Source organism: Pedobacter sp. V48, assembly GCF_000523515.1.
Taxonomy (GTDB): Bacteria; Bacteroidota; Bacteroidia; order Sphingobacteriales; family Sphingobacteriaceae; genus Pedobacter.
Genome location: NZ_AWRU01000002.1, coordinates 1 through 26,244, shown reverse-complemented (window position 1 = coordinate 26,244; position 26,244 = coordinate 1). Strand labels below are relative to the sequence as shown.

Annotated in this window: 25 protein-coding genes; 6 read left to right on the top strand and 19 right to left on the bottom strand. The window is 41.0% G+C overall.

The features are described 5' to 3' along the window. Positions 1 to 12: 12 nt before the first annotated feature. The 4 genes from N824_RS01455 to N824_RS01440 form a co-directional block, all read right to left on the bottom strand. Positions 13 to 3,570 (bottom strand): PVC-type heme-binding CxxCH protein, encoded by a 3,558-nt coding sequence (locus N824_RS01455; RefSeq protein ID WP_048903378.1) that lies wholly within the window; start codon positions 3,568 to 3,570, stop codon positions 13 to 15. Between the two features lie 112 nt (positions 3,571 to 3,682). After that, complete coding sequence (locus tag N824_RS01450) at positions 3,683 to 4,381, bottom strand: DUF3823 domain-containing protein (protein WP_048903377.1); 699 nt, start codon at positions 4,379 to 4,381, stop codon at positions 3,683 to 3,685. 24 nt (positions 4,382 to 4,405) lie between these two features. After that, on the bottom strand, positions 4,406 to 6,337 hold the full coding sequence (locus N824_RS01445; RefSeq protein WP_048903376.1) for a RagB/SusD family nutrient uptake outer membrane protein: 1,932 nt from the start codon (positions 6,335 to 6,337) through the stop codon (positions 4,406 to 4,408). Between the two features lie 20 nt (positions 6,338 to 6,357). Further along, a complete protein-coding gene (locus N824_RS01440) occupies positions 6,358 to 9,543 on the bottom strand; it encodes a SusC/RagA family TonB-linked outer membrane protein (RefSeq protein WP_084498151.1) in 3,186 nt (1,061 codons plus the stop codon). A gap of 328 nt (positions 9,544 to 9,871) precedes the next feature. On the opposite strand from N824_RS01440, the gene N824_RS01435 reads away from it, so the two are divergent. After that, positions 9,872 to 10,765 (top strand): AraC family transcriptional regulator, encoded by an 894-nt coding sequence (locus tag N824_RS01435; protein WP_048903375.1) that lies wholly within the window; start codon positions 9,872 to 9,874, stop codon positions 10,763 to 10,765. Between the two features lie 50 nt (positions 10,766 to 10,815). Here N824_RS01435 and N824_RS01430 read toward each other — a convergent pair whose 3' ends face one another. The 7 genes from N824_RS01430 to N824_RS01400 form a co-directional block, all read right to left on the bottom strand. Next, positions 10,816 to 11,340, bottom strand: coding sequence for a biopolymer transporter ExbD (locus tag N824_RS01430; RefSeq protein ID WP_048903374.1), 525 nt, complete (start codon positions 11,338 to 11,340; stop codon positions 10,816 to 10,818). Between the two features lie 476 nt (positions 11,341 to 11,816). Further along, a complete protein-coding gene (locus N824_RS01425; RefSeq protein ID WP_152541961.1) occupies positions 11,817 to 12,224 on the bottom strand; it encodes a hypothetical protein in 408 nt (135 codons plus the stop codon). Positions 12,225 to 12,465: 241 nt separating this feature from the next. Next, positions 12,466 to 12,807 carry a hypothetical protein gene (locus N824_RS01420; RefSeq protein ID WP_048903372.1) on the bottom strand — a complete coding sequence of 114 codons (342 nt, stop codon included), beginning with the start codon at positions 12,805 to 12,807 and terminating at the stop codon, positions 12,466 to 12,468. A gap of 200 nt (positions 12,808 to 13,007) precedes the next feature. Beyond that, on the bottom strand, positions 13,008 to 13,379 hold the full coding sequence (locus N824_RS01415; protein ID WP_048903371.1) for a type II toxin-antitoxin system VapC family toxin: 372 nt from the start codon (positions 13,377 to 13,379) through the stop codon (positions 13,008 to 13,010). Beyond that, positions 13,373 to 13,588 carry a hypothetical protein gene (locus N824_RS01410; RefSeq protein ID WP_048903370.1) on the bottom strand — a complete coding sequence of 72 codons (216 nt, stop codon included), beginning with the start codon at positions 13,586 to 13,588 and terminating at the stop codon, positions 13,373 to 13,375. The genes N824_RS01415 and N824_RS01410 overlap by 7 nt, the downstream gene beginning before the upstream one ends. 393 nt (positions 13,589 to 13,981) lie before the next feature. Beyond that, entirely contained in the window at positions 13,982 to 14,170 is a 189-nt protein-coding gene (locus tag N824_RS01405) for a cold-shock protein (protein WP_048903369.1), read from the bottom strand. Positions 14,171 to 14,507: 337 nt separating this feature from the next. Next, complete coding sequence (locus tag N824_RS01400; RefSeq protein WP_048903368.1) at positions 14,508 to 14,894, bottom strand: VOC family protein; 387 nt, start codon at positions 14,892 to 14,894, stop codon at positions 14,508 to 14,510. Positions 14,895 to 15,021: 127 nt separating this feature from the next. Between N824_RS01400 and N824_RS01395 the strand changes: the two genes are divergently transcribed. Next, positions 15,022 to 15,261 (top strand): TfoX/Sxy family protein, encoded by a 240-nt coding sequence (locus N824_RS01395; protein WP_048903367.1) that lies wholly within the window; start codon positions 15,022 to 15,024, stop codon positions 15,259 to 15,261. Positions 15,262 to 15,474: 213 nt separating this feature from the next. On the opposite strand, the gene N824_RS01390 is transcribed toward N824_RS01395, so the two are convergent. The 5 genes from N824_RS01390 to N824_RS01375 form a co-directional block, all read right to left on the bottom strand. Further along, the gene (locus N824_RS01390; protein ID WP_152541960.1) at positions 15,475 to 15,846 is read right to left on the bottom strand and encodes a hypothetical protein; all 372 of its coding nucleotides are present in this window, start codon (positions 15,844 to 15,846) and stop codon (positions 15,475 to 15,477) included. 144 nt (positions 15,847 to 15,990) lie between these two features. Beyond that, positions 15,991 to 16,356 carry a response regulator transcription factor gene (locus N824_RS01385; RefSeq protein WP_048903365.1) on the bottom strand — a complete coding sequence of 122 codons (366 nt, stop codon included), beginning with the start codon at positions 16,354 to 16,356 and terminating at the stop codon, positions 15,991 to 15,993. A 133-nt stretch (positions 16,357 to 16,489) separates the two neighbouring features. Continuing rightward, positions 16,490 to 16,855 carry a hypothetical protein gene (locus N824_RS01380; protein WP_048903364.1) on the bottom strand — a complete coding sequence of 122 codons (366 nt, stop codon included), beginning with the start codon at positions 16,853 to 16,855 and terminating at the stop codon, positions 16,490 to 16,492. Positions 16,856 to 16,976: 121 nt separating this feature from the next. Continuing rightward, positions 16,977 to 17,129: a hypothetical protein gene (locus N824_RS31125; protein WP_161662247.1), complete on the bottom strand. Its 153-nt coding sequence runs from the start codon at positions 17,127 to 17,129 to the stop codon at positions 16,977 to 16,979. A gap of 46 nt (positions 17,130 to 17,175) precedes the next feature. Continuing rightward, on the bottom strand, positions 17,176 to 17,607 hold the full coding sequence (locus N824_RS01375) for a hypothetical protein (RefSeq protein WP_048903363.1): 432 nt from the start codon (positions 17,605 to 17,607) through the stop codon (positions 17,176 to 17,178). A gap of 127 nt (positions 17,608 to 17,734) precedes the next feature. Between N824_RS01375 and N824_RS01370 the strand changes: the two genes are divergently transcribed. Next, positions 17,735 to 18,184 carry an NfeD family protein gene (locus N824_RS01370; RefSeq protein WP_161662246.1) on the top strand — a complete coding sequence of 150 codons (450 nt, stop codon included), beginning with the start codon at positions 17,735 to 17,737 and terminating at the stop codon, positions 18,182 to 18,184. Then, a complete protein-coding gene (locus N824_RS01365) occupies positions 18,181 to 19,137 on the top strand; it encodes an SPFH domain-containing protein (RefSeq protein ID WP_048903361.1) in 957 nt (318 codons plus the stop codon). Before N824_RS01370 ends, N824_RS01365 begins: the two co-directional genes overlap by 4 nt. An 18-nt stretch (positions 19,138 to 19,155) precedes the next feature. Here N824_RS01365 and N824_RS01360 read toward each other — a convergent pair whose 3' ends face one another. Then, positions 19,156 to 20,571 (bottom strand): sodium:alanine symporter family protein, encoded by a 1,416-nt coding sequence (locus tag N824_RS01360; RefSeq protein WP_048903360.1) that lies wholly within the window; start codon positions 20,569 to 20,571, stop codon positions 19,156 to 19,158. 476 nt (positions 20,572 to 21,047) lie between these two features. On the opposite strand from N824_RS01360, the gene N824_RS01355 reads away from it, so the two are divergent. Together N824_RS01355 and N824_RS01350 are read left to right on the top strand one after the other, a co-directional pair. Then, positions 21,048 to 21,497: a hypothetical protein gene (locus N824_RS01355; protein ID WP_048903359.1), complete on the top strand. Its 450-nt coding sequence runs from the start codon at positions 21,048 to 21,050 to the stop codon at positions 21,495 to 21,497. Positions 21,498 to 21,913: 416 nt separating this feature from the next. Beyond that, positions 21,914 to 22,582: a bifunctional 2-polyprenyl-6-hydroxyphenol methylase/3-demethylubiquinol 3-O-methyltransferase UbiG gene (locus tag N824_RS01350; protein WP_048903358.1), complete on the top strand. Its 669-nt coding sequence runs from the start codon at positions 21,914 to 21,916 to the stop codon at positions 22,580 to 22,582. 553 nt (positions 22,583 to 23,135) lie between these two features. Here the strand turns inward: N824_RS01350 and N824_RS01345 are convergent. Next, positions 23,136 to 23,549, bottom strand: a complete 414-nt coding sequence (locus N824_RS01345) for a hypothetical protein (protein WP_048903357.1) — start codon at positions 23,547 to 23,549, stop codon at positions 23,136 to 23,138. A 78-nt stretch (positions 23,550 to 23,627) separates the two neighbouring features. Further along, positions 23,628 to 24,956 carry a Na+/H+ antiporter NhaA gene (gene nhaA, locus N824_RS01340; RefSeq protein ID WP_048903356.1) on the bottom strand — a complete coding sequence of 443 codons (1,329 nt, stop codon included), beginning with the start codon at positions 24,954 to 24,956 and terminating at the stop codon, positions 23,628 to 23,630. Positions 24,957 to 26,244: the final 1,288 nt, after the last annotated feature.

Below are 26,244 nucleotides of genomic sequence, written 5' to 3'. Positions count from 1 at the left end.
GTTTATTTTAAATTATTTAACTACTCTCATAATACCATTCATTCCTCTCCAGTGACCAGGAAATGTACAAAGAAAAGGATAGTCTCCTGTGGCATCCGGCACGGTAAAATCAAAAGTTACGACATCTCCTGTATTCAAAAGCTTAGTGGCATGCAAAACTTCGGGCATAACAGGCACATAATTCTTTTGAGCAGCCTGTGGATCACGAAGCATATCATCTGCAGCTTTCCCTACCTTTTGTAAAGTGCCGGGTTTAATAATGAGCATATTATGTTGCATGCCATCCGGATTTTCCAATTCAAAAATGAGTTTCTGCCCCGCCTTTACTGTAAACAGATTTTTATCAAATTGCATCAAATCCTTTACTACTTTGATTTTAATCAGCGTTGGTTTAGAGCCATCATCTTTAATTGTGGTTGCGGCCACCTCCTTTCTACTTCCCGAAGGTTCTGCTTTTTTTAATTCAAGTGATGCATTTCTTGTCTCCCCTTTTAGTGGCAACATTCCATTATAAAAAGGTTGTTGCGCTTCGCTTTCTTTATCTCCAACAAAACGTAAACCGCCCTTAAGTGCATTTTTAAAGAGCCCTGTAGCTCTGGCAGTGGCTACTTTTCTACCATTTATTTCTAATGTAATCATACCACCTGTCTCCAAACTGGCAACCACATCAAAAGATCTGTTAGGTACTGAATCTTTTGTTACTGCTTTATATGATTTACCGTTTTGGTTAACCACCATATTCAGATTCCCTGATTCAATAAATAAGCAATATCCATTATCTTTATTTCCCTGGGCCATAATAGCACCATTGAATTCACTGTTTCTAGCCTTGGTTACAGTGGCTTTGAAATGAATTTCCTTTCCGGCAACATCAGGTGACAACTGCGTGCTGCTACCCCTATCCAGCATATAAACTTCCTGACTAACCGCATTTACCAGGCGCCAGGTGAGACTTGAGTCCCTAACTTTTTTACTGCCTTCTTTTGAAACTGACAAAAAACCTTCTCTATTCTTCAACGCTGCTGCAAACAGTGCTTGCGAGAGCCAATGATCTTTTTCATTTTCAGCTTTAAAACTGGCTTCATAAATGATCTTCGCAGTTTCTTGTGATGCGGGCAAAGCGGCAAGTGTTAGAATTGCAGCCATTCTTGTATTTAAATTAGGGTCGTTAAGAATACCACTGCTTTGCATTAGATGTACCGTATGGTTGCTTTTAGGTAATACTTCTATAGCTGCTTTTCTTACTCCGGCCACCGGACTAGATAAAGCCTGAACAACGACTTTTGTGACCTCAGCATTTTTACCATCTAAAGCGCCCATTCCACTTAATGTCCACAGCGCATTAACAGCTGATCCATTAAGACCAATTTCATCTGCTTTTTCATCGCTTACTAGCTTTAACAAAGCAGGAATAGCACCCTGATCTTTTTTCTCTACCAGTAAACGCTGAGCCGTTATTCGCCAAAACATGTTGTCGCTCTCTAATGCGGCAAGCAGTCCGGGGGTATCATTCTTAGCTAATGAAATTGGCGTATATGGCTTAGCCTTTTTATATATCACACGATATATCCTACCCCGATCAAGATCTCTTAAATTGCTGATCAATGCATTTCCCTGTCCTAGTTTTTGATCCGCTAACGTCAGCGGCAGAATAAACTCCGTAGGCGATTGTCTGGGAACAAATGTGTTGTGCTGAATGACAAAATTATACCAATCGGCCACCCACACTGCACCATCCGGACCAACTTCTGCTTGCACCGGACCAACCCATTCGTCTGAGCTTGCCAGGAAATTCCATCCATCTTTTTCTTTAAATCCTGCTCCATCGGGTTCAATGATTGCATTATGGATTAATTTCACTGTAGGTTCAGATATAAAGGCAATGCGGTTCCAGTAATTTTTTGGGAAATTTCTGGCTGTATATAAATGGTGACCAGCGGCTGCAGTAAACCCACCAACCACATCTACTTGTCTAAGATTAGGGGTCATCGCATGCACATCATAGTGGCCATCAATTTTCTGAACCGCATTTAGATTTAAACCAGGAAGTGTCCTTTTGGTGTATGAAGCAGGCATAGCATAAAATGCGCTGTGTGTATTATTAGCGGTAGATATAAAAACATTGTTATCTTCCGAGAAGCCCAACCCCCAGGTATTATTACTTGTTGGCGCCAGGTATTCGAAATCTTTTCCATCCGGCTTGAACCGATAAACACCCTGACCAAAGCGGGTATTCACGCCCGCTATTTGCCCATTGAAACCAGAGAAGCCCACAACCCCCCAAATTTTATTATCAAAGCCATACAGCAAGTTTGAAGGGCCTGCATGGGTATCATTTTTACCCCATCCGGTTGATACTATTTCATGAACATCAGCCTTGTCATCACCATTGGTATCTTTCAAAAACACCATGTTTGGTGCTTGCGAAATGATCACCCCATCATTAGCAAAAACAATACTTGTTGGAATATTTAAACTATCTGCAAAAACGGTAAACTTATCTGCTTTACCATCTCCATCCGTGTCTTCACAAATTTTTATCCGGTCATTTGCCGCACCATCTGTTTCAATAAAAGTATTTGGATAATCTACAGATTCCACTATCCAAAGTCTTCCTTTTTCGTCCCATGCCATTGCAATAGGGTTGGTGATATCCGGTTCCGCAGCAAAAAGTTTAATGTCAAAATCAACAGGAACCTGTATTAATTTCAAAGATTCTTCCGGAGTTAACCCTTCCTGTATTTTAGGAACGATGTGTCTTGCCGTAAAATCAGCAATTGTATCCGGATAAATGCTCATATCAGGAATTTTTAATCTTGCAATCTGATCTTCTATTTTATCGCCAACAGCCCATAAAACTCCGTTCCTTACCAATTTCAAGAAATTTCCATTCTTCCAGGTTGCATCATCATGCCCGTAGGCGGTGTAAAAAACCCTTCCTTTTCCCTCATTTCGTACCCAGGTGTATGGCTCTTTTCTTGCCCCTTCGGTACGTTCGGTTAATACAACGATATCAGGATTGAGTTTTTGATGAACATAGGTCTCATCTGTAGTGGTAAATGCAGTAATGTTTTTCATTACCTGATGCGAAGGATTTGTGATTTGGGCAGTAAATGATCCGTTACCATGTGATGCAAACTGACCTCCAATTGCCTTTACATACCATTCAGAATTTTTAAAACAACCTGAAGCCGAATGTAATGGAATCAGACCTTTACCATTTTCAACAAAATCCTTCAAAGCCTGCTCTTGTGAAGAAGATATTGTATCGTGGTTAGCATAGATAATCAACCCATCATATTTGCTTAGGTTTTCTGTATTCAGATCCTTCAGATCTGTAGTGTAAGTAAGATTAATACCACTTTTAAAAAGTTCAATAGCCAGCCAGGGCGCATATTTACCTGAGTCGTGATGTGTACTGATGTTCCCCAGGAATAAAATTTCTGCCCTTCGGGGTGCTTCTTTAGCAGAACTTGTTATTCCCTGAACAGCACCACTTACTCGTGTTTTGTGGGAACAGTTTTGGAATAAAAATGCGCTAAACAGCAATAAAAAAAATGCTTTTCTCATGTGTGTTAAGATTATTTAGTTAAAAAATACTGGTTTAGCTAAAATCATCTTTTTAAACTTTATCAAACCAACTCCCAAAAAGAAAAGGGAGCTGGTTCAACTTAAAAAAATATTAAAAAGTTAATTTCTTTACAGGTGCAAAAATCATATCGTCGACACCCGAAAATTTGACTCCAATGCTGGCGAATACATAATTTTGAGTAGGTATTAATGTAGGTACAGTAGCACTTAAACTAACATTGTTCAGGTCGGTAATTGCGGACCCGGCTAAGTTGGTTGTAGCAACATTGGTTTGGGAATCTGCAAATCTTGTTTTGCTGATATAAAGCGTTACGCGTTCTATTGCTTTAGCGTTCGCATCCTTTACAATTTGTTCTAATTTAAATGTTCCGGTAACACTTCCGCTTGAATAAGTAAGCTGAGGTGTCCTTATCATATAATAAGGCATTACCTCAATATCCATATTGGTGTTTCCCTTTAAAGTTATGGCAACTGAATCGGGCTTGCCCGCAGTTTGTTTCCAAACAAAGGGACCTTGTCCAATCGGAATAACCATTTTGTAAAGCCCATCAAAAAGCAGGTGTGAAAACGCTCCTTCAGGTGTGAATGTACTACCTATGGCACCGGTTTTACCAAAGCCGGATTGATATAACTCGTAGCTCACTTTATTGTACTCAAAATTCAGAGGCTCTCCTTTGTAAACTATACGTCCGGTTAAAGCCGCTTTGGGCGCATCAAAATTATCCTTCTTACAAGACAGAATAATGGTACTGAGCGCGAAAAACAATATATAATGAAATTTAATTTTCATAACTATAAGATTTATAAATAATACTTATTGATTCGGTTGTTTAACTAGTTTTGGGTTTCTTGTGAGGATATCGGGCTCAATCTCACTATAATAATTACCCAATTGCCAGTTGTCGCTTGCAGTAACAATGTTTGATAAGTCTACTTTATAAATCCACTTACCATTGTTTGGTGATCCCGGAGCATAATATTTATATGGCAACAAAGCGTAAGGCTGGGTACTGCGTTTTGTAGCTTTTGAAAGATTACTCAAAAGGTCTGTTTTACTTAAAGCAACCCCATCAAATACCTGATGGGCAATTCTAAACCTTTTAAGGTCAAAGAAATATTGTCCTTCAAACGCAAATTCCACCCTGCGCTCATGCACAATCCGATCAAAAGTGATATCGCCACCGGTTAAAGGAACAACTAATCCGGCCCTGGCCCTTACCTGATTCATGTATCCCGCAGCAACTGAAGATTGTCCTAGTTCAAAGGCTGCCTCAGCTGCATTCAATAGGATTTCAGCATAACGATATCTTACCAACCAAACAGCACTTCCTACCCCACGCTGGCCCGAACCAATAGCGGGATCCTGATATTTCCGGATATAAAAACCCGTTTGAGCAGTATTACCAATTCCATTGATTGGTCCATCAAAGCCAACGACCTGCTCCGGCACCGTTTTACCAGGTAATACCTTTTGAGCACCACGTTCGCCTCCACTGATTACCGTACCGTTTGCTAATTGCACTCCAGCCCAAATATCAACTGGTCTGGCTTTAAAGCTTGAGCCCGGGATGATTACCGTGCCACCCAGGCGGGCATCCCTGCCGGCAAATATGTCCTGCTGATTGGTATAATAAACATAATCACCTGTAGCGTCATTGGTAGCTAAAGGGGCGAATGTATTATCTAACTTTTCAAATGACTGAACCAAATTAAGCGATGGATTTATACGGCCACCTTCTTCTTCTTCAGCACCAAAACGAGGCTGATTTACTTGCGTAAATCCATGTCTTTTGAATTTTAAGGCATAGTCGTCAACCCATATCACTTCATTATTTTGTGTTTTATCATAAAATATGGCAGCAAAGTTTTCAGAAAGATTTCCAGGTTGCTTTTTGTATAGTGAGTAAGCTCCCGCTGATCCACTGATGATTTCTTCAGCCGCTTTCAAGGCAGTGGTATAATAAGCATTTGCCATACCTGCCGGGATACCCACCTCGCCACCAGAGAGCGAAACAGAAGGAGTTGTTGCACCGTATTTTGCAATTGAGGCAGCATACAAGGCAGCTCTTGATTCCATGGCCAGTGCAGCACCTTTAGTCGCACGGGCTTTGGTATTGCTATTTGCCGGAAGCAATAGTTTTAATTCCTCTGCTTCCTTAATTACAAAGTCATACATTTCCGATTCCTTGGCCCTTGGATATTGCAAAGAGGTAACATCAGTTCCATCAAATTCCAATGAATTGAGAATAATAGGCACGCCTCCATAATACTGAGTTAAGGTTAAATAATAACTTGCCCTTAAAAACCTGGCTTCCGCAATATAAGATGCCTTAGTTGTCGCATCTAGTGCAGTAGCTGTTGCACACCGCTCCATAAACAGGTTAAGTTCGCGGATATAAGTATAATCCCATGGTGTCCAGAAATAAGTTGGCCTGCCGCCAACATCGGGCCCTCTGTACCCCCTAAAGCCCCAGGTACTGTTGCCATGGTAATTGTTATATTGTCCATTTTCAGAATAAAATGACTCATTAAAGTCACCAAAAGTAACCCATTCAGTAAGCCTTGGGTAATCGTATTGGCGATTGTAAAGGTCTGCAAGGATAGATAGCACCTGTGTAGGATCACTAAAGGCCAGTTCAGGGCTTAGTACCTGAGTAGGCTTTATATCCAAATAATCTGAATCGCTTTTGCACCCCAAACTAAAAACGAATAAGGTGGCTATTGCTATTATAAATTTATTTTTCATGTTAGTTCAATTAAAAACTGTTATAAAGTGAGGTTAATGCCCATGTTAACAAATGAATTTTGTGGGTATTGTAAACCATTTGTATCCTGAACTTCCGAGTCAACCTTGTACTTGCTTAGGTTATCAATAGAAAATAGGTTATAGCCATTTACAAACAGGCGTGCCTTTTGGATGTTTATTTTTCCTATTAGTGATTTAGGTAAAGAATAACCAAGCTCCAGTGTTCTGGCGCGAATGGCAGTTACATTATGCAACCAAAAAATAGAATTTTTATTTACGGAACTGGCTGAATTGACGTTAAATCTTAATGCAGGGTATTTACCTGGTATCCATTCACTATTTAAATCAAAAGCGTCAGCTCTTCTCCACCGGTCAGTTAAAATGGTATTTAATGCCCCTGAATTATATGAAAACCCTCTTCTGATCTCGTTTTCCTGATTATAGCTGTACATCGATCCTATTGAAAAATCAGCAGCAAAATCAAATCCCTTCCATGCAACGCTAAAATTAAATCCACCATTAATAATTGGCTGGTTGGTTCCGTCAGCACTTCTTCCATAACCTAGCGGGCGCTCATCATACCCATCAATTTTGCCATCACCATTCAGGTCCTTATAAATCAAGTCGCCCGGTAATAGGGTTTTATTACCCTGCCCGTCAACATTTATCGGATAGTTATTTATTTCCTCCTGTGATTGAAACTGGCCTACTACATCATATGCCCAAAAAAGGTTCTTGTATCTACCCTCCGCAGAATTGCGGTACTGATCCCACGAGTTAAAAAATATGGGTTTGTAAGAAGAGGTGAACTTACTACGCGCATATCCCACATTTCCACCAACGCTAAAAGTAACTGCCCCAGCCGACCCATTATAAGCAAGTGAAATCTCACCCCCGGCCTGCTCGTCTTTATTTATATTTTCGTCACTTAGATTAAAGCCAATCTCGCTCGGTAAAACGATATCATATTTGGTACCTCTAAGCCCAGTTCGCAATCTTTTAAAATAGTCGACACTTCCAATCAATTTATTGTTAAACATGGTAAAATCGGCACCTATATCCAGGATCTTACTTTTAAACCAGGAAATATTTAGGATGGGCTTACCTTTATCCCTTGAACCTATAACCGGGTTTCCATCAAGAATGCCATAGCCATTCTGATTATAATTATAGCCGGCAAGATAATCCGTTGGTAATATTCCGTTATCATCATCTCCCAGTACACCGTAAGAAGCACGGATTTTCAAATCGTTCAGCTTACTGTTTTCACCTAACAGTGATTTCATGAATTTCTCTTCAGTAATTCTCCATCCACCAGACACAGAAGGGAAAAACCCAACCCTTTTATCCGGAGCAAATTTCCACGAAGCGTCCCTCCTGCCTGAAAACTCCAGGTAGTACTTATTCGCATAATTGTAGTTTATCTTTCCAATATATCCGATACGGGCTTGCTGATCATCGCGGTCATTGTAAGTATCAGTAGTGTTAAAATAGATAAGCGGAAGCACATTTGTTGCTGGCACAGCATGAACAAATACTTCTTTGTCCCTTACATCGTATCTTTCAGAAATGAGAAGCCCTCCTACTGTATGTTTACCAAAAGTATTGTTGTAGTTTAATCCAACCTGATAGTTATTCTTTTCTATCTTCTGGGTCCTACGCTCCCGCCATGGATTGATACTTCCTCCGGTTGCTTTATAAGTATCGTCGGTAGGATTATAGGTATACGTTTTGTAAGTATACTCGTGACCATCATGCAGGCGGTCTTCGAGTCCGTAAGAATAAGATCCCTGTGCAACAAGTCCCTTTATGTATGGGATTTGATATTGGGCATTAAACCTGGCTGATCCATAACGTCTTCTATCATTCGAATATCCACCGTATTTTTTATTGTTATAAGCCCAGTTGGATTCATTGTGGCCAATATCATTTATATAATCGGGATTGTCATTCGCATATGGACGTTCCCATGGCCTGTTCCACAAAATGGCAGCTCTTGGCAAATTATAGTCATCACCCCCGGGTATTCCAGGATTATCTCTCACTTCGTTCCATCCATTTATCCCAATCCCAACTTTTAACCTATCTGTAATATTGGCATCCATATTGGCATTGATGTTTTTACGCCCGTAGGTAAACTCGCGTCCTAATACAGAATATTGGAACATGTTTGTACCAGAAAAATAATAGTTTATTCTATCAGAACCACCTGTAGCATTAATAGCTTGCTGATACAGTGGCGCATTTTTCTGTACAATAAAGTCTTTCCAGTTAAAACTCTGATAACCCGGAGCGGTACCTTCCTTGTATTTGGCTAATTCTTCCTTGGTAACCGTAGTTGTCCCTCCGTTGTTCATCTCCGCATCAGCTTTGCCTAAATACCATTCGTATGAATCATTCACTACATCAGGGAACCTGCTCCAATTCTGAAAGCCCGCATAGGTATCGATATTTATTACATTCTTTTCCCCTCTGCTTCCTCTTTTTGTGGTTACAACTACCACTCCATTCGCAGCACGTACACCATAAACAGCTGCAGAAGCATCCTTTAAAACGGTGATGCTTTCTATATCACTTGGCGCAAGATTGTCGAACTGTCGTTTATCCTGCTGGATCCCATCAATTACAAATAATGGATTCCCCATGTTTCTTACCTGAATGGTAGCGCCACCACCTGGTCGCCCATCAGGCATACGAAAGGTAACACCCGGTAACTTCCCAGCCAATCCTGTACTTACTTGAGAGCCGCCGTGTACTTTTTCCAGATCTTTACTGGTAACGGTTGAAATGGCTCCTGTTATTGATTCTCTTTTTTGGGTGCCATATCCCGTTACAACAACTTCGGTTAACTGTTGTTTATCCTCTTCCAATTCTACATTAATTGTAGTGCTACCCTCCACGATGACTTCTTTCGTAAGAAATCCGATATAGGTGAATACCAATACCCCTCTTCCTGTCGGCAAGGTAACGGAGTACTTGCCCTGTTCATTTGTACTCATACCTGTATTGGCTCCCTTTAACTTAACGCTCACCCCGGTTAGTGGTTTTTGTTGAAAAGTTACGGTGCCGGTAATCGTCTTTTGTTGTGCATGCACAGACTCCCGGGACAATAAAACAATGGTGAACAGTAAAAGAAAAACATGATAATGTTTGCTTAGCAAAGCTTGCTCAAATAGAACAAATCTCTTGAGTATTAATTTTTTCATCTTATATTAAGTTTGATTAAGTTTAGGTTAAATAACTGAAATCGACATGTTTAATGCTCATACTACTATGGCTTATCTCCTTTCTTTAATTAATGACTAATAAAAATTACCGCGCCCATAAATTACTTATGGCGTCATGTTCTGATTTTTTAGATAGTTGCGGGATTCCGGAATCGCGTCGTTCTATTTTACAATCGTCTATATTTGGTTTTGGTTAATACAAGTTTAAATTTTATTGCGCTGGAATCATTGGCACTTGTTATCTAATAATGACTATATTGTATCCTAAAAATTTCATATAGCCAATATTTAAGATAATTTTAATAAAATGACGCACGTTATACCCAAATCGCCTATTTCGCAATCTAAAGTGTATGTGGTTAAAGAAATTTATGCCCCATACTTTGATCCTACGTTTCATTCTCATCCTGAATTTCAATTAAACTGCGTGCTGGAAGGTGAAGGAAGCCGTTTTGTAGGCAATAACATTACTTCATTTAAGGCCATGGACATGGTACTTATTGGCCCGCACCTTCCACATGTATGGAGAAATGAAAACAAATATTTTGAAAAGGACAGTCAACTATCGACCAGAGTTATTGTGGTATACTTCCATAAAGATTTTTTTGGAGAAGCATTGCGGTTAAAAGATGAAATGGGCCAAATCGACAGGCTATTTCAAAAATCTGAACGGGGGCTCGAAATTATTGGTAAAACGAAGATTGTTGTCAGTAAAATGATGCGTGAGTTGCTCGAACTAGATGGCATGGATGGCGTTATTCAATTGCTTAAAATATTAAACGTACTCGCTAAATCCAACGACTATCACTTTGTTACCCATAATTATTTGATTTCGTCTAATACGGAAGCGGAGACGACCAGGATGAACAAAGTATATGGGCATGTAATGAGGAATTTCAAACACACCATTAGTGCGGAGGAGGTTGCCTCCTTAATCAATATGACCCGTACCTCCTTTAGCAGATATTTCAGGGCGCGTGTGAATAAATCATTTTCAGATTTTCTTAAAGAGATCCGAATTGAATCTGCCTGCAAATTACTCAAAGAAGGAAAGATGAATATTGATCAGATTGGTTACGAATGCGGCTTTCAAACGCTCTCTAACTTTAATAAACAATTTAAAAAAGTTATAGGAAAACAACCTAATCAATACCGGAATGAATACCAAAAAGTAGCAGCCGAGTCTTATCGGTATTTTTAATTCTGTTACAGCAACCAGGTCCATATAGAACCCGGTTGCTATAAAGATACCTACCTTTTCATGAATCCCTGTTCCTGACTGAGTAGACTATCATCATCAATGAGGTAAGATTTCACCTCTGCAATACTCATTTCATCCAATATGTCGACAAAGTTCTTATATGTAGATCCTTCGGTGGGTTTAATAATAACAATCATAAACTTGGCAGGATCATTCGCATGCAACTTTGCTATTTCCTTTTTATTTTGAGCTAAAACACTGCCTATCATTTTAAAGCTTACACGACGTGGGGTTGCATTCTCCATCTCACCTTTATACCAAACAATGCTATTGTCTTTACCCAAAAGAACCGTTAGCGTTCTTGACGCAGGATAAGGCTGATCAGGGATATCAATAACCGGCTTGGCTATATCCATGGCCTGCGACTTAGATAAAGATGTTGTGAGCATGAAAAAGGTGATTAAAAGAAATGCCAGATCCACCATTGCGGTAAGGTCTACTGAGGGAACTGCTTTTCGGGTTCTGTTTTTTCCTTTTAAGGCCTGGCCATTTTGAGGAATGCTTAAGGTTGCCATAGTTCTGTCTTTTAGTTATGATGTGGTTAAACATCAATTTTCATAAGGAAGACAGAAATATTTATTTCAAGTTCACAATCTTCAAAATTTTGATTTTTGGTAACTATTCAGGTTCACATTTTAAGTATTTCATGAGTTTCCTTAGCGTTACACCTGCTCTTCTTTTTTGATTACTTTTTTTAAGAAAAAAGGAGCTAGTTATCCACATTCTACTGTATAGCTATTGGATATTCTTCTTGCTATTTAACTTGATAATGAGCAATTTTGCTATTCAAAGAAATGGTCAAAATGGATAGTAATGGGCTTCTATAATTATTTACCTAATCAACTGTACTATTCGCTAAAAAATTGACACATCATTAATATTCAAAATCATCAACAAAAGTAATCTTGCGATCTGACGAATCTATAGAAACATATCCATACGGTTTTATATGTCTTTTATGTCATTCCTTTGGGAAACGGCCGAGAAATAATTATACACCTGCAGCATTGAATGTAATGGCCTTGTCTCCGGTAGCAATGGAATTTGCTTCAGCTAACCCTTCGCCAAGCGAATGTCCTGTAAAGCTCAACTCCGCACCATCCAATTTACCTTTTAATCCTTTTGCAATTTCCGTGGACTCCTTATATTGCACAGAAATACCAGCTAGTTGCTTTGCATCTGCCACCCCATCCTTAAGAAGATCTTCTGTACCAGCCGTTGCATAGGTATATTCTTTTTCACCTCCAGAAAGCGCACGTTCATATAATGCAGATTTAAGACCGCTTTCTCTATTATACTGCTTGATTTGCTTCCACCCACCTGTTAACGCAACATCATCCCCATAGACATGTTTCGCCATTCTTGCTGCTTCTTCCGGAGTAGGCTCAAAAGGCATCATCCCATCAGGATCAATAAATCGTATMGSWTTRWNARATNCGKAAGWGYRWSGTGNAGRRMMWKMKCATCTTCTCCGACGGCGGATCCACCACATTCCACCTTCCTATTACCGGATCATAGAACCTTGCGCCGTAATCTAACACCCTTACGCGATGTTTTATAATTTACGGAATTGACTACTTTCATCTGTGTAGAAAACATCAAATTGTAACAGTAATCCTATTAACTTAATCACGTTCAGATTAAAAGTAAAAGAAAATACCAGTATTGCACTTTAAAGCTTTAATGAATAATTCTTCAATCATTTCAACAACCTTGAAAATTTCCACACTATATTTTTGCTTGCAGAAAATACCACTATTAAGGACATTGTTTAAATAAACTTCTTCAATTATAGCATCGTCTTCAAAATCATCAATATTAGAATGAGCTAATTTATTAATAACTTGAAAAAAGCCTGTCTTACACAGTTCAAAAAAGACGTCATTGTCTAAAGATATCTCAAATAAATCACCTGATTCTGTTTTGTTATAGTCTAACCTATCTAAAGCTTCCTTGTTTTTCGGGACACATATTGTTTTCATCAATTATCAGTATTATTAAAATCAATAACCCCTTTGAAGTCAAAATTTTCTAGTATAAAATCTGGCAGAAATAATCTGAGCAACGATGCAGCAGCTGATGACATAAATATAAAATGGTATAAAAATGCAAGACTATATTTTTAACCTCTGCTCCACAAGTTTTGGGATTGATCCGAAAATTATAAAAACAATAAAATTATCTAAAGAATTTCCAGACCTTTAATTCTTTTAAAATGCTTTTTATTAAGTGTCAGGATGGGCAATTTATATATCAGGCAAGTAGCCGCAATAAAAATATCTCTAAATTCTATCATTTTATTGCTTGTTCTTAATTCATGATAAATCTGAGCAGCTTTAATAGAAACAGAATCTGTAAATGGTAAAACTTCCAAGTCTTCAGTTAAGGGCACAATATCACTTTCCTTCTCTTTAGTAGTGCCCCCCATATACAGCTCATACAAGGAAACAGAAGAAATAAATAGCTCGGTATTTTCGGGAATCAGATAAAGAGATGTTCTAAATTTATCTTTCGCCCTAAGATGTTCAATAAAGATACCTGTATCAATTACCATTGCTGGGGACTCAGATTTTCAAAAGATTTTCTACTGTCTTCGAAACTATTCAAATCTTCGGCTGCCCAAGTTGATACTTTAAGCAATTTTTTCCTGTAAGCAGATTCCTTAGTTTGATTATTTTCCTGAATGGTTACACCTAAGCCTTTAAGTATTTGTTTTACCAAAGTACTTTTTTTGTCGGGAATATTTATAATTAGTGTTTCCATATAACAAATATACTGAACATTTATATAAATCAAACTGAATATAATACAAAAAACACCTGTAATCTTACGACTGCAGGTGTTCTAAAACTTTAATTTGCGGACCGGACGGGACTCGAACCTAGCCCGTTAAATGTCTTCTAGCCTATATTTTCAAAGTAAAAAGATGATAACTCACCGAATTACTCCCCGAATTCTTACTATAGTATAGCTGCAAATGCTATGAGATAAAGATACGATTTTAGGAATAAAATCTACTGTTTCGTAACTTATTTACGAGGAGTCGTTATTAAACTTAGTATAGTATCCATCAGAGCAATATCACCGGTATTTTTATAGGTATCGTTCACTCACATAAAACAGCTGCACAGGGGTGTTGTCGATTCTATTGAAATGTTAAATAGCCCGGACCTTTACTGCGTTCAGGCCTTTTTTGCCCTGCTCAACTTCGTATTCTACCTGGTCATTTTCGCGGATCTTTCCGATCACTCCAGTGGTATGAACGAAGATCTCCGTTCCATTGTCTTCTGTAATAAATCCGAATCCTTTTTCAGTGTTGAAGAATTTAACGGTACCTGTTTTCATAGGTCTAATGTTTTAATGGTTATTTAGGGTATAGTTGCTACCAGTGATGTATAATACTGAAGCGAAACTTTTATTCCGTAAAAAAAATTGGGGCCAGCACCACCTGAAACCCCGGAATGACATCAGCCTGCCACAGGCATGTCAATAAACCGATTGAATTTAAAAAAATTATTTGAACATACATGAAGATTTGATCGATTTTCCTAAAAAACCATTTGATGTGGGGCTGGCACTCAAACGTTTCCACAAACAATACACCTTGCTCCGGCTAAAACGCAGGTGTACGATAGTCCGGCATTACTATAATTATTTTACGATAATCGGAAGTAGCTAAGCCTTAGTTTTGGGCATGGAGGCCAACACGGTTGCCTTCGGTATCTTTAAAAAAGGCCATATAGCCAATATCTACGTTGATATGTGTTTTTTCCATCAGTACTGAACCGCCGAAAGCCTCCACCCGGTCAACCACAGCCTGAATATTGGGGTTCGCATTTAAGTAGACCAATGTTCCGCTTTCTGAAGGTTGATGAAACTGACTTTTAGCCAAGCCTCCGCCAACCTTCCCGCTCATCATGTCGATTGGAAAGCCAACCATCTCCATGTCCATCATTTGCCCGAGTTGTACCATCTTCATATTAAAGATACCCTCATAAAAATCCTGTGCCCGTTTCAGGTCCTGGGCTGGTATTTCAAACCAGTTCAGTGCATTTGCATTGCTTTCCATAATTGATTTTTTAAATGATACTTAGCTTTGTTCAGTTAAGCCACTTAAAGATAATTATTGCTTTGATTAATCCATATTATAATCTAGTGGGAATGCTTTTTTGGCTTGAAATATAAATCTATAAATTATGGCGTATAACCAGCGGCTAGCAGAGAGGGTTCGGGAACTTCTGGAAGAGCGGGATGATGTCACAGAAAAGGCAATGTTCAGCGGGATCTGTTTTATGGTTGATGATAAGATGTTTGTCTGCGTAACCAGCACAGGCCTGCTTTGCCGCATAGGTGAAACTTTGGCTAACGAAAAACTGGAAGATGGTAATTGTACCCAAATGATCAATAATGGCAGGCCAATGAAGGATTTTGTGTAAGTTGATGATATAGAAGTGGAAACACTTAAAAGTCTCGATTATTGGGTTGCGCTCTGCCTGGAATTCAACCCGCTGGCCAAATCCTCAAAGAAAAAATGATCACCCTGCTGTCGCATAAAGTCATCGATTTTTTTCCGCAAGTCCTGTTTAACACCCGAGTATTTTACCTCGGCGAACAGATTTTTCAGACAATCAGACAGTAGGAATCAAGGATCACATCATATAATTCTTCCTCAGGCCGGTTCCGGTAAAAGAAGCACGCAGCGAATCCTTTTCAAGCCATTGCCAGTACATCGGTGAGTGCGTGACCGTATTTGAAAATTCGTTCCTGTAATTGAGGTTATGGATGTAGAGGAATTTTGTACTCCTGGCAGAACGGCTTGCATAGGCATCGCTTCTCTGGATAATGCCACGGGTGTTGTGTTCGGCAAAAACATAATCCCGTACATGACTCACACGCTCAGTAAGCACTTTTTTAAAACTGCGTCCGTCAAATCCGGTTTTACCCAAAACGTCCTTAGGACCGGTATTGATCATTTTCGGGGTCGCCCCCTCCGATATCGAATCAGCGTAATGAAATTTCAACGACGGGCAGCATTGAAAGCGCCTAGTGGTCCGGGTGCAAAATATTCACCACTGCGACTGAAGGCAAGTAACAATCCAGCGGAAAATCCTAAAAGAGTTGATACAATATCGATAGCCAACATATTTAGACCAGGGATAAATTCTTCATTTTAGATGGTATTCAACTTTTGTTATCAAATGGTCAATGTCAAACGGCTTTTGAATAAAATCATCAGCGCCGCATTTCCCTGCAATCTCGGCGATATCGCGCTCTGCTGAAAGAATCAGTATTGGAATATGCTGCATATTTGATCTCGACTTAAACAATTCACAAATAGCTGAACCGCTCTTATCTGAACCCCTTAGCCGCAGATCGAGCAAAATCAGGCCCAAATCACCTGTAAGATAATTTTCTGCTTCTTTACTTGTTTTTAAGGCGACGACGTCGTAACCCGCATCATACAAAATCAAAGTCAAAATGTCTATAATTGCTTCATCGTCTTCAACGATCATAATTTTTTTGCTTGCCATCTGATTGCATTAGTGTGTTTTAAGCATCTCCCGAGTGGAAAAACTTATTTGAAAGACTAATAAATGCATCTATCCATTGCAGAATAAATGTAATAGGGCCTTAGTAGTAAGTCCCACAGGAGGAAAAAGCAGGCTATATACGGAAAGTCATGCTATACAAATAGGCGTCCTGACTCCCCGGAAGCTGGAACAGAACCCGCCGAAGGACGGCTTTTGTCACCGCATTCCTGTAAAAGGAGTAACTTAAACCTATTGAAAGAAGTACAGATTTAATGATGACTGGTACACTTAGTGGCTCTGAAATTTCGCGAAGAGCCGCCGGAGAGTCAAGCAGATTACTCTCTATGTAATCGCTCTTGCGTTTACTAAACAGTTTGACCAGAAGCTCACAAGTTATGTCCTCTTTTTGAGAACGGTCTATTAGAGAAAAGCCTAAAAAGGGTTTACTTACAAATAGTAATGCCGATATGTAAAAAAGAATTCTTAAAAATTTAAGCATATCCCTATCTATTGCTTTCTTCCAAAAGTGTGGTTTTTTAAGCTTAGGACTTAAACAGTAACAAGAAAGTTGCAATTACGTCAGTCCGTTTGATTACTGAAAAAATAATTTAACCTCCACTTCAGAGCAAATCATCGTTGCTTTGATTGTCACTATCTGGATTCAACAATTTGATTAGGATAGCTGTTAATACAGTTTCGCCTTCGATGTCCTTCAGGATAGAATCTGCGACTGTAGAAAGAGTGCCTTTAAGTATTTTCGCGTTGCAGGTCATGTACTGTCTTATTTTTGACTGTGTAATCTATTCGCAAATGCTGCGATCATTTTAGCCAGGGCTTTAGATGCCTAACTGAATCTTTTTCGACACACATCCTCTCCTGCTCTTTCTGTTCTAGTTCTGCTTCATGGTGCTTCTCAAAATACTTCTTAATGGTAATAGCCGCAATGAATGCCCGGAAGATTGCCTTCTTCCATTGCAAGAGCAAAGCAAATAATACAAAAAAAGCAGCTATACAACTGAATCCTGCGGCATAGGAGCCAAATAAAGTTGAAAAGTAAAAAGCAAGGGTCACAGAGACCGCTAGGAAAGCCAGCAAGACAAAGAAAACCACGATGAAATTGCTGATAAGATCAGCTATTAGTTTAGCAGCTTTTTCTATTGCCGTAAGTTTGAAAACTTCTAACCGAAGCAGCAGATACTGCTTCAAATCATTCCATAAATTGATAAGACTTTTAGGTAAAGGTCGTTGCATAAGCTATAACTATTATATTAATGAACCCCTTACAAGATGAAAAGTTTGCGGATTCATCGGTTAAAAACATTATATTTAGGAACAACAGGCAACTAAGCAGATGCCTGCCACCAATATATTAAACGGTATGAATGAGATTTTAAATAGTACACTTGTTTGGGTCTGTATCGGATTTGTACTTTTTGCTCTGGAATTTGCCCTCCCCGGATTCATTCTTTTTTTCTTTGGAATAGGCGCATGGATAGTGGCTCTCGTTTGCTATTTCACAGACATTTCAATAAATACACAAATTATTTTATTCATCGCAAGCTCCCTAATTACCGTAATGTTTTTCAGAAACTGGATAAAGCGGAAAATTGGCAACTCTGGTGTAAATTCGAAGCAACTAGAAGATGAATACATCGGCAAGGTAGCCAAGGCTGAGACTGCAATTGCTCCTGGAAAGAGCGGGAAAGTGGAGTTTAGGGGAGCCAGTTGGGAAGCCAAATCAGAGGATCTCATAGCTGCCGGCGAAAACGTGATCATTACACACACCGAAWGTATTATATTAATTGTTAAATCCATCAAAAGCATATGACGCCATCAACCTACATCCTGATTATTTTAGTTGCATTCGTTCTGATTGCATTCTTTTCTACGTTTAAAATAGTGCCACAGCGCTCTGTATTTATTGTCGAACGCCTGGGTAAATATAGCCGCTCTCTGGAAGCAGGTTTTCATATTTTGATCCCGTTTATAGACAAGATAGCATACAAGCAGAACCTGAAAGAACAGGCAATAGATGTCGCCTCCCAGATCTGTATTACTAAGGACAACATCGCGGTAGAAGTTGACGGCATTTTATACCTCCAGGTTATGGATCCGCAAAAGGCCTCTTACGGGATTGACAACTACCGTTTTGCGGTAATCCAGATTTCTCAGACCACCATGCGAAGTGTCATTGGAAGAATGGAACTAGACAAAACATTTGAAGAGCGTGAAACAGTGAACGCTACCATCGTAGAGGCAGTCGATAAAGCCAGCGAACCATGGGGCATTAAAGTCTCCAGATATGAAGTGAAGAATATTTCCCCCCCGCAAAGCATTCGGGACGCCATGGAAAAGCAAATGCGGGCGGAGCGTGAGAAAAGGGCTTTGATCGCAGAATCAGAAGGTGACAAACAAGCAAAAATCAACCGTGCCGAAGGCGACAAACAGGAAATGATCGCCCGTTCCGAAGGCGAGAAAATGCGTAAAATTAATGAAGCAAGTGGTACCGCTTCGGAAATTGAAATGGTAGCGGTAGCCACAGCAAAAGGCATTTTGGAGATTGCAAAATCGATCAATCAGGAAGGTGGCATGAATGCGGTGAATCTTCGTATTGCTGAACAGTATCTTACCGAATTCGGAAAATTAGCCAAGGTTAATAATACGATGATCGTACCTGCTGACCTGTCCGACATTGCGGGTGTTATTTCCAGCGTGACTTCAGTACTGAATACGGCCAATTCATCTGGTGTTGTTTCCGGAAAAATTATCAAAAAAGCATAAAGTACTGCCGAAAGCGGCTTACCATTCGGATGTATTTTCGATTCCGGCTTGTTTGGCATTAAAAACCGGATCCTTGCCTGCTTTACGTTGCTGCTGATAGTCCTTCAATGCTCTCATTGCGGGCTTGCGCAGCAGCAGGATCGCAATAATGTTCAGCCAGGCCATCATACCCACACCGATGTCGCCTAAGGTCCAGGCTGCTTCAGCGGTTTTGATGGAACCATAAAAAGTAGAAAACAACAGCAGGAGCCTAAGGACATTTACTGCCCATTTGTTCCCTTTTTTATCCAGATAACTCAAGTTGGTTTCGGCAATATAATAATAGGCCATGATCGTTGTAAAAGCAAAAAATAACAGCGACACCGCCACGAATCCAGCACCCAGCGACGGAAAATGTGAACTGATGGCTTGCTGGGTATATTCAGCACCAATTTTCGCGCCCGGCAGATTCTCAACAAGAAAACCCCCTTCCGGATTTAATACATTATATTTGCCGGTAAACAGGATCATAAAAGCGGTCGCTGTACAAACAAACAGCGTGTCTATATAAACGGAAAAGGCTTGCACCAACCCCTGTTTCACCGGATGGCTCACTTCTGCTGCCGCAGCCGCATGCGGGGCTGTACCCTGTCCGGCTTCATTTGAATAAATACCACGCTTCACACCCCATGCCACTGCCATCCCGAAAACACCTGCAAAGGCAGGCTCCAGTTTAAAAGCGGATTTAACGATCAGGGAAATCATTGAAGGAATCTCGGTAATATTGAGCGCCATGATCACAATAGCCATGAGTATATAACCACCAGCCATGAACGGCACCACAATTTCAGCTACCTTACCGATCCTTTTGACTCCGCCAAAGATAATGAGTGCCAGCAGCAGCACAACAGCTGCGCCAGTATAAGAGACAGGAATAGCAAAGGCATTCTGCATACTCAAAGCAATACTGTTACTTTGTACCCCGGGCAAAAATAAAGCGGTACTCAATACAGTTGCGACCGCAAACAAAACCGCATACCACTTCATTCCCAATCCTTTTTCTATATAGTAAGACGGCCCTCCACGGTATTCTCCGTTATTTACCTGTTTATAGATTTGTCCCAATGTAGCTTCAATAAATGCGGATGCGCTGCCCAAAAAAGCAATCAGCCACATCCAAAACACAGCACCCGGTCCGCCCATTGCGATGGCAGTAGCCACACCTGCAATATTACCTGTACCAATCCGGCCTGAAATTGCTATTGCAAAAGCCTGGAAAGAACTTACTCCTTTGTCTGAGCTCTTACCATCAAAGAGCAATTGCCACATTTCCTTGATGTACCTCACCTGCAGGAACCTGGTTACTACAGAAAAGTAGATTCCAGTGCCCATACATAGCACAATTAACGCATTACTCCATATCAAATCGTTGATTTTTGCAAGTATTTCTTCCATTATTGATTAAATTTCTGGTATTCTTCCGTTTTGTATAAAGAAAAGCAAATTAATAGAACTTCCGTACACTACTTAGCGATTCTTACTATAAATTTTAACCCGGTAAAACTTATTTATAAGAATTCCATCAGTTAATCTGCCGGATCAAATCCGAAAAATACACTTTAACCGTAGCTCGGCTAGGGGAGATATGCCCCCCCCGGCCAATTCCTGAGCAGCATACTGGTGACCATCGGCTATGGCACCATGCAGTACCCGACGGCATCGTTTCTGTTCAAATGGCAAGAGCCGCAAAGGAAGTGAAGCGCAAATGCCCGGCCTGTAATTTCACGGTCCACAGCTTGAAAAATCACTTCCCATGCATCATACGCCAAAACGACCGTTAAGGCGTTTTATCTTAATGCGCATTTAATGTTAGTTTAATATCTTTGCGATGCTATATTTACGCGGCGGGGATAAACCAATATAATCACTTCATGAGCACAACCAGGCATCTGTGGACAAACCGATGGAACAGTTCAATTTTTAGAAAAAGTATCTTTCTGGCAGGTACAATCCTGCTTTTGATTGTACTCGGCTTTCCGGTATTTTTTAGCTTTGTACAACAACGAGAGGGCAGACTGCTCAGCGATCCCCTGTTGCGACTGATTCCCGCAATCAATGTTTCTCTATGGATCTTTATTGTTTTATATGCTACAATAGTACTAGCAATTACCAGAATGATCAAATCACTGGAATTATTTTTACGGCTTACCTGGGCATACATTTTTCTCTGCCTAACCCGCCTGATTACCATCAGCATCGTATCTCTTGACCCGCCCGAGGGTTTGATCGATTTGGTCGATCCGCTGACCGTCATATTCTACCACGCAGAAAATATCACCAAAGATCTCTTCTTTTCCGGTCATGTTCCACCTTGTTTTTAATCGGGTTGTGCCTACCCGGCAAAAAAGATAAACTGATCGCTTTTACAGCCTCCGCCGTCATGGCCGCACTGGTATTGATCCAGCACGTACACTACAGCTGGGATGTCATTGCTGCACCTTTTTTTAGCCTATTTTTCTGGTACCTGGGCGTTAAGATATGTAATTCAGTGTGCGGAGTTTTCCACCCAGACCAGTTAAAGTAACAAAGGGGTCTCACGTAAAATAATGCATGCTGGACGGCGCTGCCTGGTTAATTCATGAATTAGTGAGCGCCCGACAGCAGATAAACGGTGAATCCGAATGAGTCCCTGAAGGTAGCAGAACCATACAATAGTTTAAACGCGAAAAATTACCTGAAGCAGATCAAGTTAATACCAGTTAACAATAACTTTATCTTGCAATCTAAATACTGATCAATGACTAATCAACGGCAAAAACCTGAATTTTGGGAGACTGCATTCGAACAAAAGCAGGAAATGTGGGGCTTTCAACCTGCGAATTCAGCGGTGCTGGCAAAGGATTTTTTCCTTAAAAAATCGGTAAAAAACATGTTAATACCAGGAATCGGCTACGGGCGGAACGCACACATTTTCCGGCAAAACGGCATTGCAGTGACCGGGATTGAAATCTCCCAAACGGCGATCGAAATGGCGAGAAAACATTACGGCGATCAAATGCAGATTCACCACGGTTCAGTAACAGATATGCCCTTTGATCATATTGCATATGACGCAATATTTTGCTATGCCCTCATTCACCTACTGAATGCTGCCGAAAGAAAGAAGCTGATCGCCGACTGCTATAACCAATTATCCCCTGGCGGACATATGATCTTTACAGCCATCACCAAACAAGCGGCTACCTACCGGACTGGCAAGTATGTTAGCCGGGACCGGTACGAAATAATCGACGGGGTGAACATCTACTTCTACGACCGGGAATCTGTTCATGCCGAGTTCAGTAATTTTGGGTTAATTGAAATTAGCGAAATCACGGAAAATCAGCCCTTCTTTCTGATCAAATGCACCAAAGAAGAACCGTTAATAACCCAGTTACCTCCTGATGACGAGACAGCGAACTACTGACCATTTTTTTAAACACCACCGTTTTCAGCTGCCATTTTTTCGGCAGTATAAACGATTTCTAGGATTTTAAATCCATTTGATTGAGGTAGAGACCTCCCTATTTGAGACAACTCTTTTCGGGTTGAAATCAAGGTCCCATCTTTGACGGATTGGGGTTACCTGGGTCGTCATCTTGCTCAAAAAATACTTAAAATGCACATTAGCCCTCCTAATACGACCACCACCCATATCACGAGACAAAAAATGGAAGGGTGAAACAGGCTGTACAAACTCGGCTTTCTCTCAATAGTTGCTAAAGTGTCCATCCTCGCTTTTTTCCTAGCCAGAAGGACTTGCTTGACTGAATGGGCTGCAATTACTGAGGGTAAGCGGTAATGTAACATTCTCTAAAGTACCATTAAATTTTGTCATTCAGACCGTTTTGCCCATTTAATAAAGGCTCATTTATATACAAAAGGATCGTCTTGTTAAGATCACATACTGCCCCTATCGGGAGCTAGCCCACTGTCCTGACAACAATTCCACGTGGCCCGGTTAGCAACAAAACCGACAGCTAGCCAGAAATACCGAGGTTGCTTAAAAACCGGTAAATGACATTGGCTATTTCTGCGTTCTGGAAAGAGGTATACTGATGTTTTTCAGCCAGGTAGTCAAAAAGTAGCAGAACTTTACGAACCAATACTAATGTCTCCGGGGTAAGCGTCATTGGCTGTGCAAACAAATACAGTATCTGCGCCAGGGCATTCAATTTCTCAGCACTAAAACCACTATCCTGGACAAATACCGTAAACTCCTCTTCTGAAAACCCGAGCAAACGTTCCAGGTTACTATCGAATTCATCCTGTAAAAGCGCCTGTACTTCCAGGTTAAATTCGTCCAGCTTACCTGCTGCTTTTAAACCCAATAAGCGGGACAGCATCAAAGTAAATTTCTGGACCTCAATTAAAAGATAATCACGCTGATACATTAGTACGAATATAGGAAATGAAAGGCAACAATTTTAGCGCGAAGGTTGTGTGTTAACCTCGGCTACCTCTCCTTAACATCAATCTTCAGCTGCCGTGGCTGCTGTCTTACTGATGCTCTTAAGTACAATCGTGCCCAGTACCCCGGCTATAACCGAAGCAATCAAGATCCCATACTTAGCCTGATCAATGAATGCCGGATTTTTGAAGGCAAGGCCACTGATAAACAACGACATGGTAAAACCAATTCCAGCAAGGAGTGCAACACCGGTAATATGTTTCCAATTGGCCGCCTCTGGTAAACTGGCCAGACCAAATTTCACCATGACCCAGCAGAATGTTAAAATTCCCACGAATTTACCAATGATCAGTCCTGCGGCAACCCCAATTGAAACCGGATTGATAATCGAGCTAAAAAAGTCCGCTCCAATGACGATCCCGGCATTCGCCAGGGCAAACAAAGGCATAATGCCAAAGGCGACCCAGGGGTGCAAGGCATGCTCTATAGTTTGCAACGGCGTTTCTGCGGCCATGCTCAAACTTTTAACCTTTTGAATGGTCTTGTTTTGGTTCGGGGTGATCAGGCTGCCTTTCTCGGGTATATCTTCCTGAAAATCGTACGATAGCTTCCGAAGATTAGTGGAATATATCTGCTCATCAATCTTAGTGACCGCAGGAATTGTGAATGCAACCAGCACACCCGCAATGGTCGCGTGTACCCCAGAAAGCAGGAAGCCAATCCAGACGCCAAAGCCTATAATCAGGTAAAAAATACTGCTTCTGATTCCCAGACCATTACCAGCAATCAAGAGCAGCAAAAACCCAAAACCAATGCCTAGCGCGACAAAATTAATATCAGCCGTATAAAAAAATGCAATGACCAGTACTGCTCCCAGATCGTCAGCGACAGCCAGTGCGGAGAGAAACACTTTTATAGAAACAGGGATATGCTTGCTGGCCATGGAAAGCAGCGCCAATGCAAACGCAATATCTGTAGCCATTGGGATTCCCCAGCCATGATCTGCTTCAGTGCCACTGTTGATGGCGTAATAAATCAAGGCAGGAACCAGCATGCCGCCAAGCGCGGCAGTCATGGGCAATGAAGCTTTTTTCAGCGAAGACAGTTCACCATCCATAAACTCACGTTTCAATTCCAGCCCGATCACGAAAAAAAAGATCGCCATCAGTCCATCATTGATCCAAATGTGCAGCGGATGAGCCAATATGAAACCGTCAAACCCAATAGAAAAATTAATGTGCCACAGGTGTTCGTAAAAATCATGATAGCCGGAGTTTGCCCAGATAATCGCTACAACAACGCTAATCAGCAGGACAATTCCACTGGTATACTCTAAGTGTATAAACCGGCTTACCGGGGCCATTATTCTATCTATCGCTGATTTTTCCATAGGATTTCGTCAAAATTCAAATATACTTTTTTATTAATAGAACCCACTCAAACATCGCTCAAAGTGGGATCTAATAAAATTACACCAGTTACGGTTTAGCCTCGGCAAGATCTGCCGACGGTATAACTTCCCTGCGGCCGGCAGGATCCATCAGTTCCATTAATTTGATCCCCAGCAAGCCGTCCATAGCTGAGGCACCATTAGGCCCGCTGCTTCCGATCAGCACATCAGGTATCAGTTTGACTTTCCCTTTTGATAACTCTTCGGTAATTTTATACCTGGTAAAGTTCTCTCCTCCCAAGGCCTTAACCGCCAGCTCGTATGCCTCGGCTGTTGATTTACCGACCGCCAAAATCTTACCCGCCTCAGCGCTGCCCGTTAGCGAAATCATTTCGGCCTCTGCGGATGCCCTCAATTTAATCGCCTCGGAGTCTGCATGTGCCCTTGCCTTTGTGGCTTCAGCCTCTGCATGAGCCCTCATTTTAGTCGCTTCCGCTTCCGCTCCTACCGCAAGTTTCACACCAGCCGCATCACCCTCAGATTTTTTTACCGTTGCGCTCGCTGTGCGTTCAGCAATCTCTACACTTTGCTGTGCTTTAACCATGTCCTTTTGCATGTCGGCGATGGCCGTTTCTTTCTCCATACCCTGACGGGTTTCCTGCGCCTGCTTTTGCGTATTGTAAGTTACCTTCTGCTCCTCAGCGATCTTACGGTCGGTTAAAGTTTTCATGAGCGATTCCGGCGGAACAATATCTCCAATCAGGGTATCCACCGCATTCACGTTATACTCATCAAGCACCTTGCGGATATGTTCTTTTGCAGACTCCTGGCGTTCCTTGCGTGTACTCAGAAATGCAATGACGTCACTATCCTGTGCCGAGTTGCGAAAATAGTTGCCTATGGTAGGCTCCAATACCTGCGAGACAAGGTTTACCATGTTGCCAAATCTGGCGATAACCTTTGGCGCCTCGGTTGTCGGCACGTGAATGATCTGCGAGACGTCCAGGTTGAAAGGGAAACCGTCTTTAGACCTTACCGTGATCGTACACAAGTTCTTATCCAGGTTATGTGCCTCACTCCGGGCAGATGCCCAGTTTAAAACCAGATTGGTAGTCGGTACGGGCTCCACTTTCATCACATATTTGTTGATGGGATACTTTCCGGGACCCAGCGGCTCCAGCCACACGCCTTTAGAACCTTTAGCCACGATGTTGCCATGTTTAAAATCCGCCCCGGTAAGGTCATTGCCGTCATTCCMAGCTAAGATCGGAAGAGCGTCGTGTAGGGA

Coding starts and splice junctions, on each gene's coding strand:
- N824_RS01455 (WP_048903378.1), bottom strand. CDS start 3,570: ATGAGAAAAGCATTTTTTTTATTGCTGTTTAGCGCATTTTTATTCCAA.
- N824_RS01450 (WP_048903377.1), bottom strand. CDS start 4,381: ATGAAAATTAAATTTCATTATATATTGTTTTTCGCGCTCAGTACCATT.
- N824_RS01445 (WP_048903376.1), bottom strand. CDS start 6,337: ATGAAAAATAAATTTATAATAGCAATAGCCACCTTATTCGTTTTTAGT.
- N824_RS01440 (WP_084498151.1), bottom strand. CDS start 9,543: ATGAAAAAATTAATACTCAAGAGATTTGTTCTATTTGAGCAAGCTTTG.
- N824_RS01435 (WP_048903375.1), top strand. CDS start 9,872: ATGACGCACGTTATACCCAAATCGCCTATTTCGCAATCTAAAGTGTAT.
- N824_RS01430 (WP_048903374.1), bottom strand. CDS start 11,340: ATGGCAACCTTAAGCATTCCTCAAAATGGCCAGGCCTTAAAAGGAAAA.
- N824_RS01425 (WP_152541961.1), bottom strand. CDS start 12,224: ATGATGCCTTTTGAGCCTACTCCGGAAGAAGCAGCAAGAATGGCGAAA.
- N824_RS01420 (WP_048903372.1), bottom strand. CDS start 12,807: ATGAAAACAATATGTGTCCCGAAAAACAAGGAAGCTTTAGATAGGTTA.
- N824_RS01415 (WP_048903371.1), bottom strand. CDS start 13,379: ATGGTAATTGATACAGGTATCTTTATTGAACATCTTAGGGCGAAAGAT.
- N824_RS01410 (WP_048903370.1), bottom strand. CDS start 13,588: ATGGAAACACTAATTATAAATATTCCCGACAAAAAAAGTACTTTGGTA.
- N824_RS01405 (WP_048903369.1), bottom strand. CDS start 14,170: ATGAAAACAGGTACCGTTAAATTCTTCAACACTGAAAAAGGATTCGGA.
- N824_RS01400 (WP_048903368.1), bottom strand. CDS start 14,894: ATGGAAAGCAATGCAAATGCACTGAACTGGTTTGAAATACCAGCCCAG.
- N824_RS01395 (WP_048903367.1), top strand. CDS start 15,022: ATGGCGTATAACCAGCGGCTAGCAGAGAGGGTTCGGGAACTTCTGGAA.
- N824_RS01385 (WP_048903365.1), bottom strand. CDS start 16,356: ATGGCAAGCAAAAAAATTATGATCGTTGAAGACGATGAAGCAATTATA.
- N824_RS01380 (WP_048903364.1), bottom strand. CDS start 16,855: ATGCTTAAATTTTTAAGAATTCTTTTTTACATATCGGCATTACTATTT.
- N824_RS31125 (WP_161662247.1), bottom strand. CDS start 17,129: ATGACCTGCAACGCGAAAATACTTAAAGGCACTCTTTCTACAGTCGCA.
- N824_RS01375 (WP_048903363.1), bottom strand. CDS start 17,607: ATGCAACGACCTTTACCTAAAAGTCTTATCAATTTATGGAATGATTTG.
- N824_RS01365 (WP_048903361.1), top strand. CDS start 18,181: ATGACGCCATCAACCTACATCCTGATTATTTTAGTTGCATTCGTTCTG.
- N824_RS01360 (WP_048903360.1), bottom strand. CDS start 20,571: ATGGAAGAAATACTTGCAAAAATCAACGATTTGATATGGAGTAATGCG.
- N824_RS01355 (WP_048903359.1), top strand. CDS start 21,048: ATGAGCACAACCAGGCATCTGTGGACAAACCGATGGAACAGTTCAATT.
- N824_RS01350 (WP_048903358.1), top strand. CDS start 21,914: ATGACTAATCAACGGCAAAAACCTGAATTTTGGGAGACTGCATTCGAA.
- N824_RS01345 (WP_048903357.1), bottom strand. CDS start 23,549: ATGTATCAGCGTGATTATCTTTTAATTGAGGTCCAGAAATTTACTTTG.
- nhaA (WP_048903356.1), bottom strand. CDS start 24,956: ATGGAAAAATCAGCGATAGATAGAATAATGGCCCCGGTAAGCCGGTTT.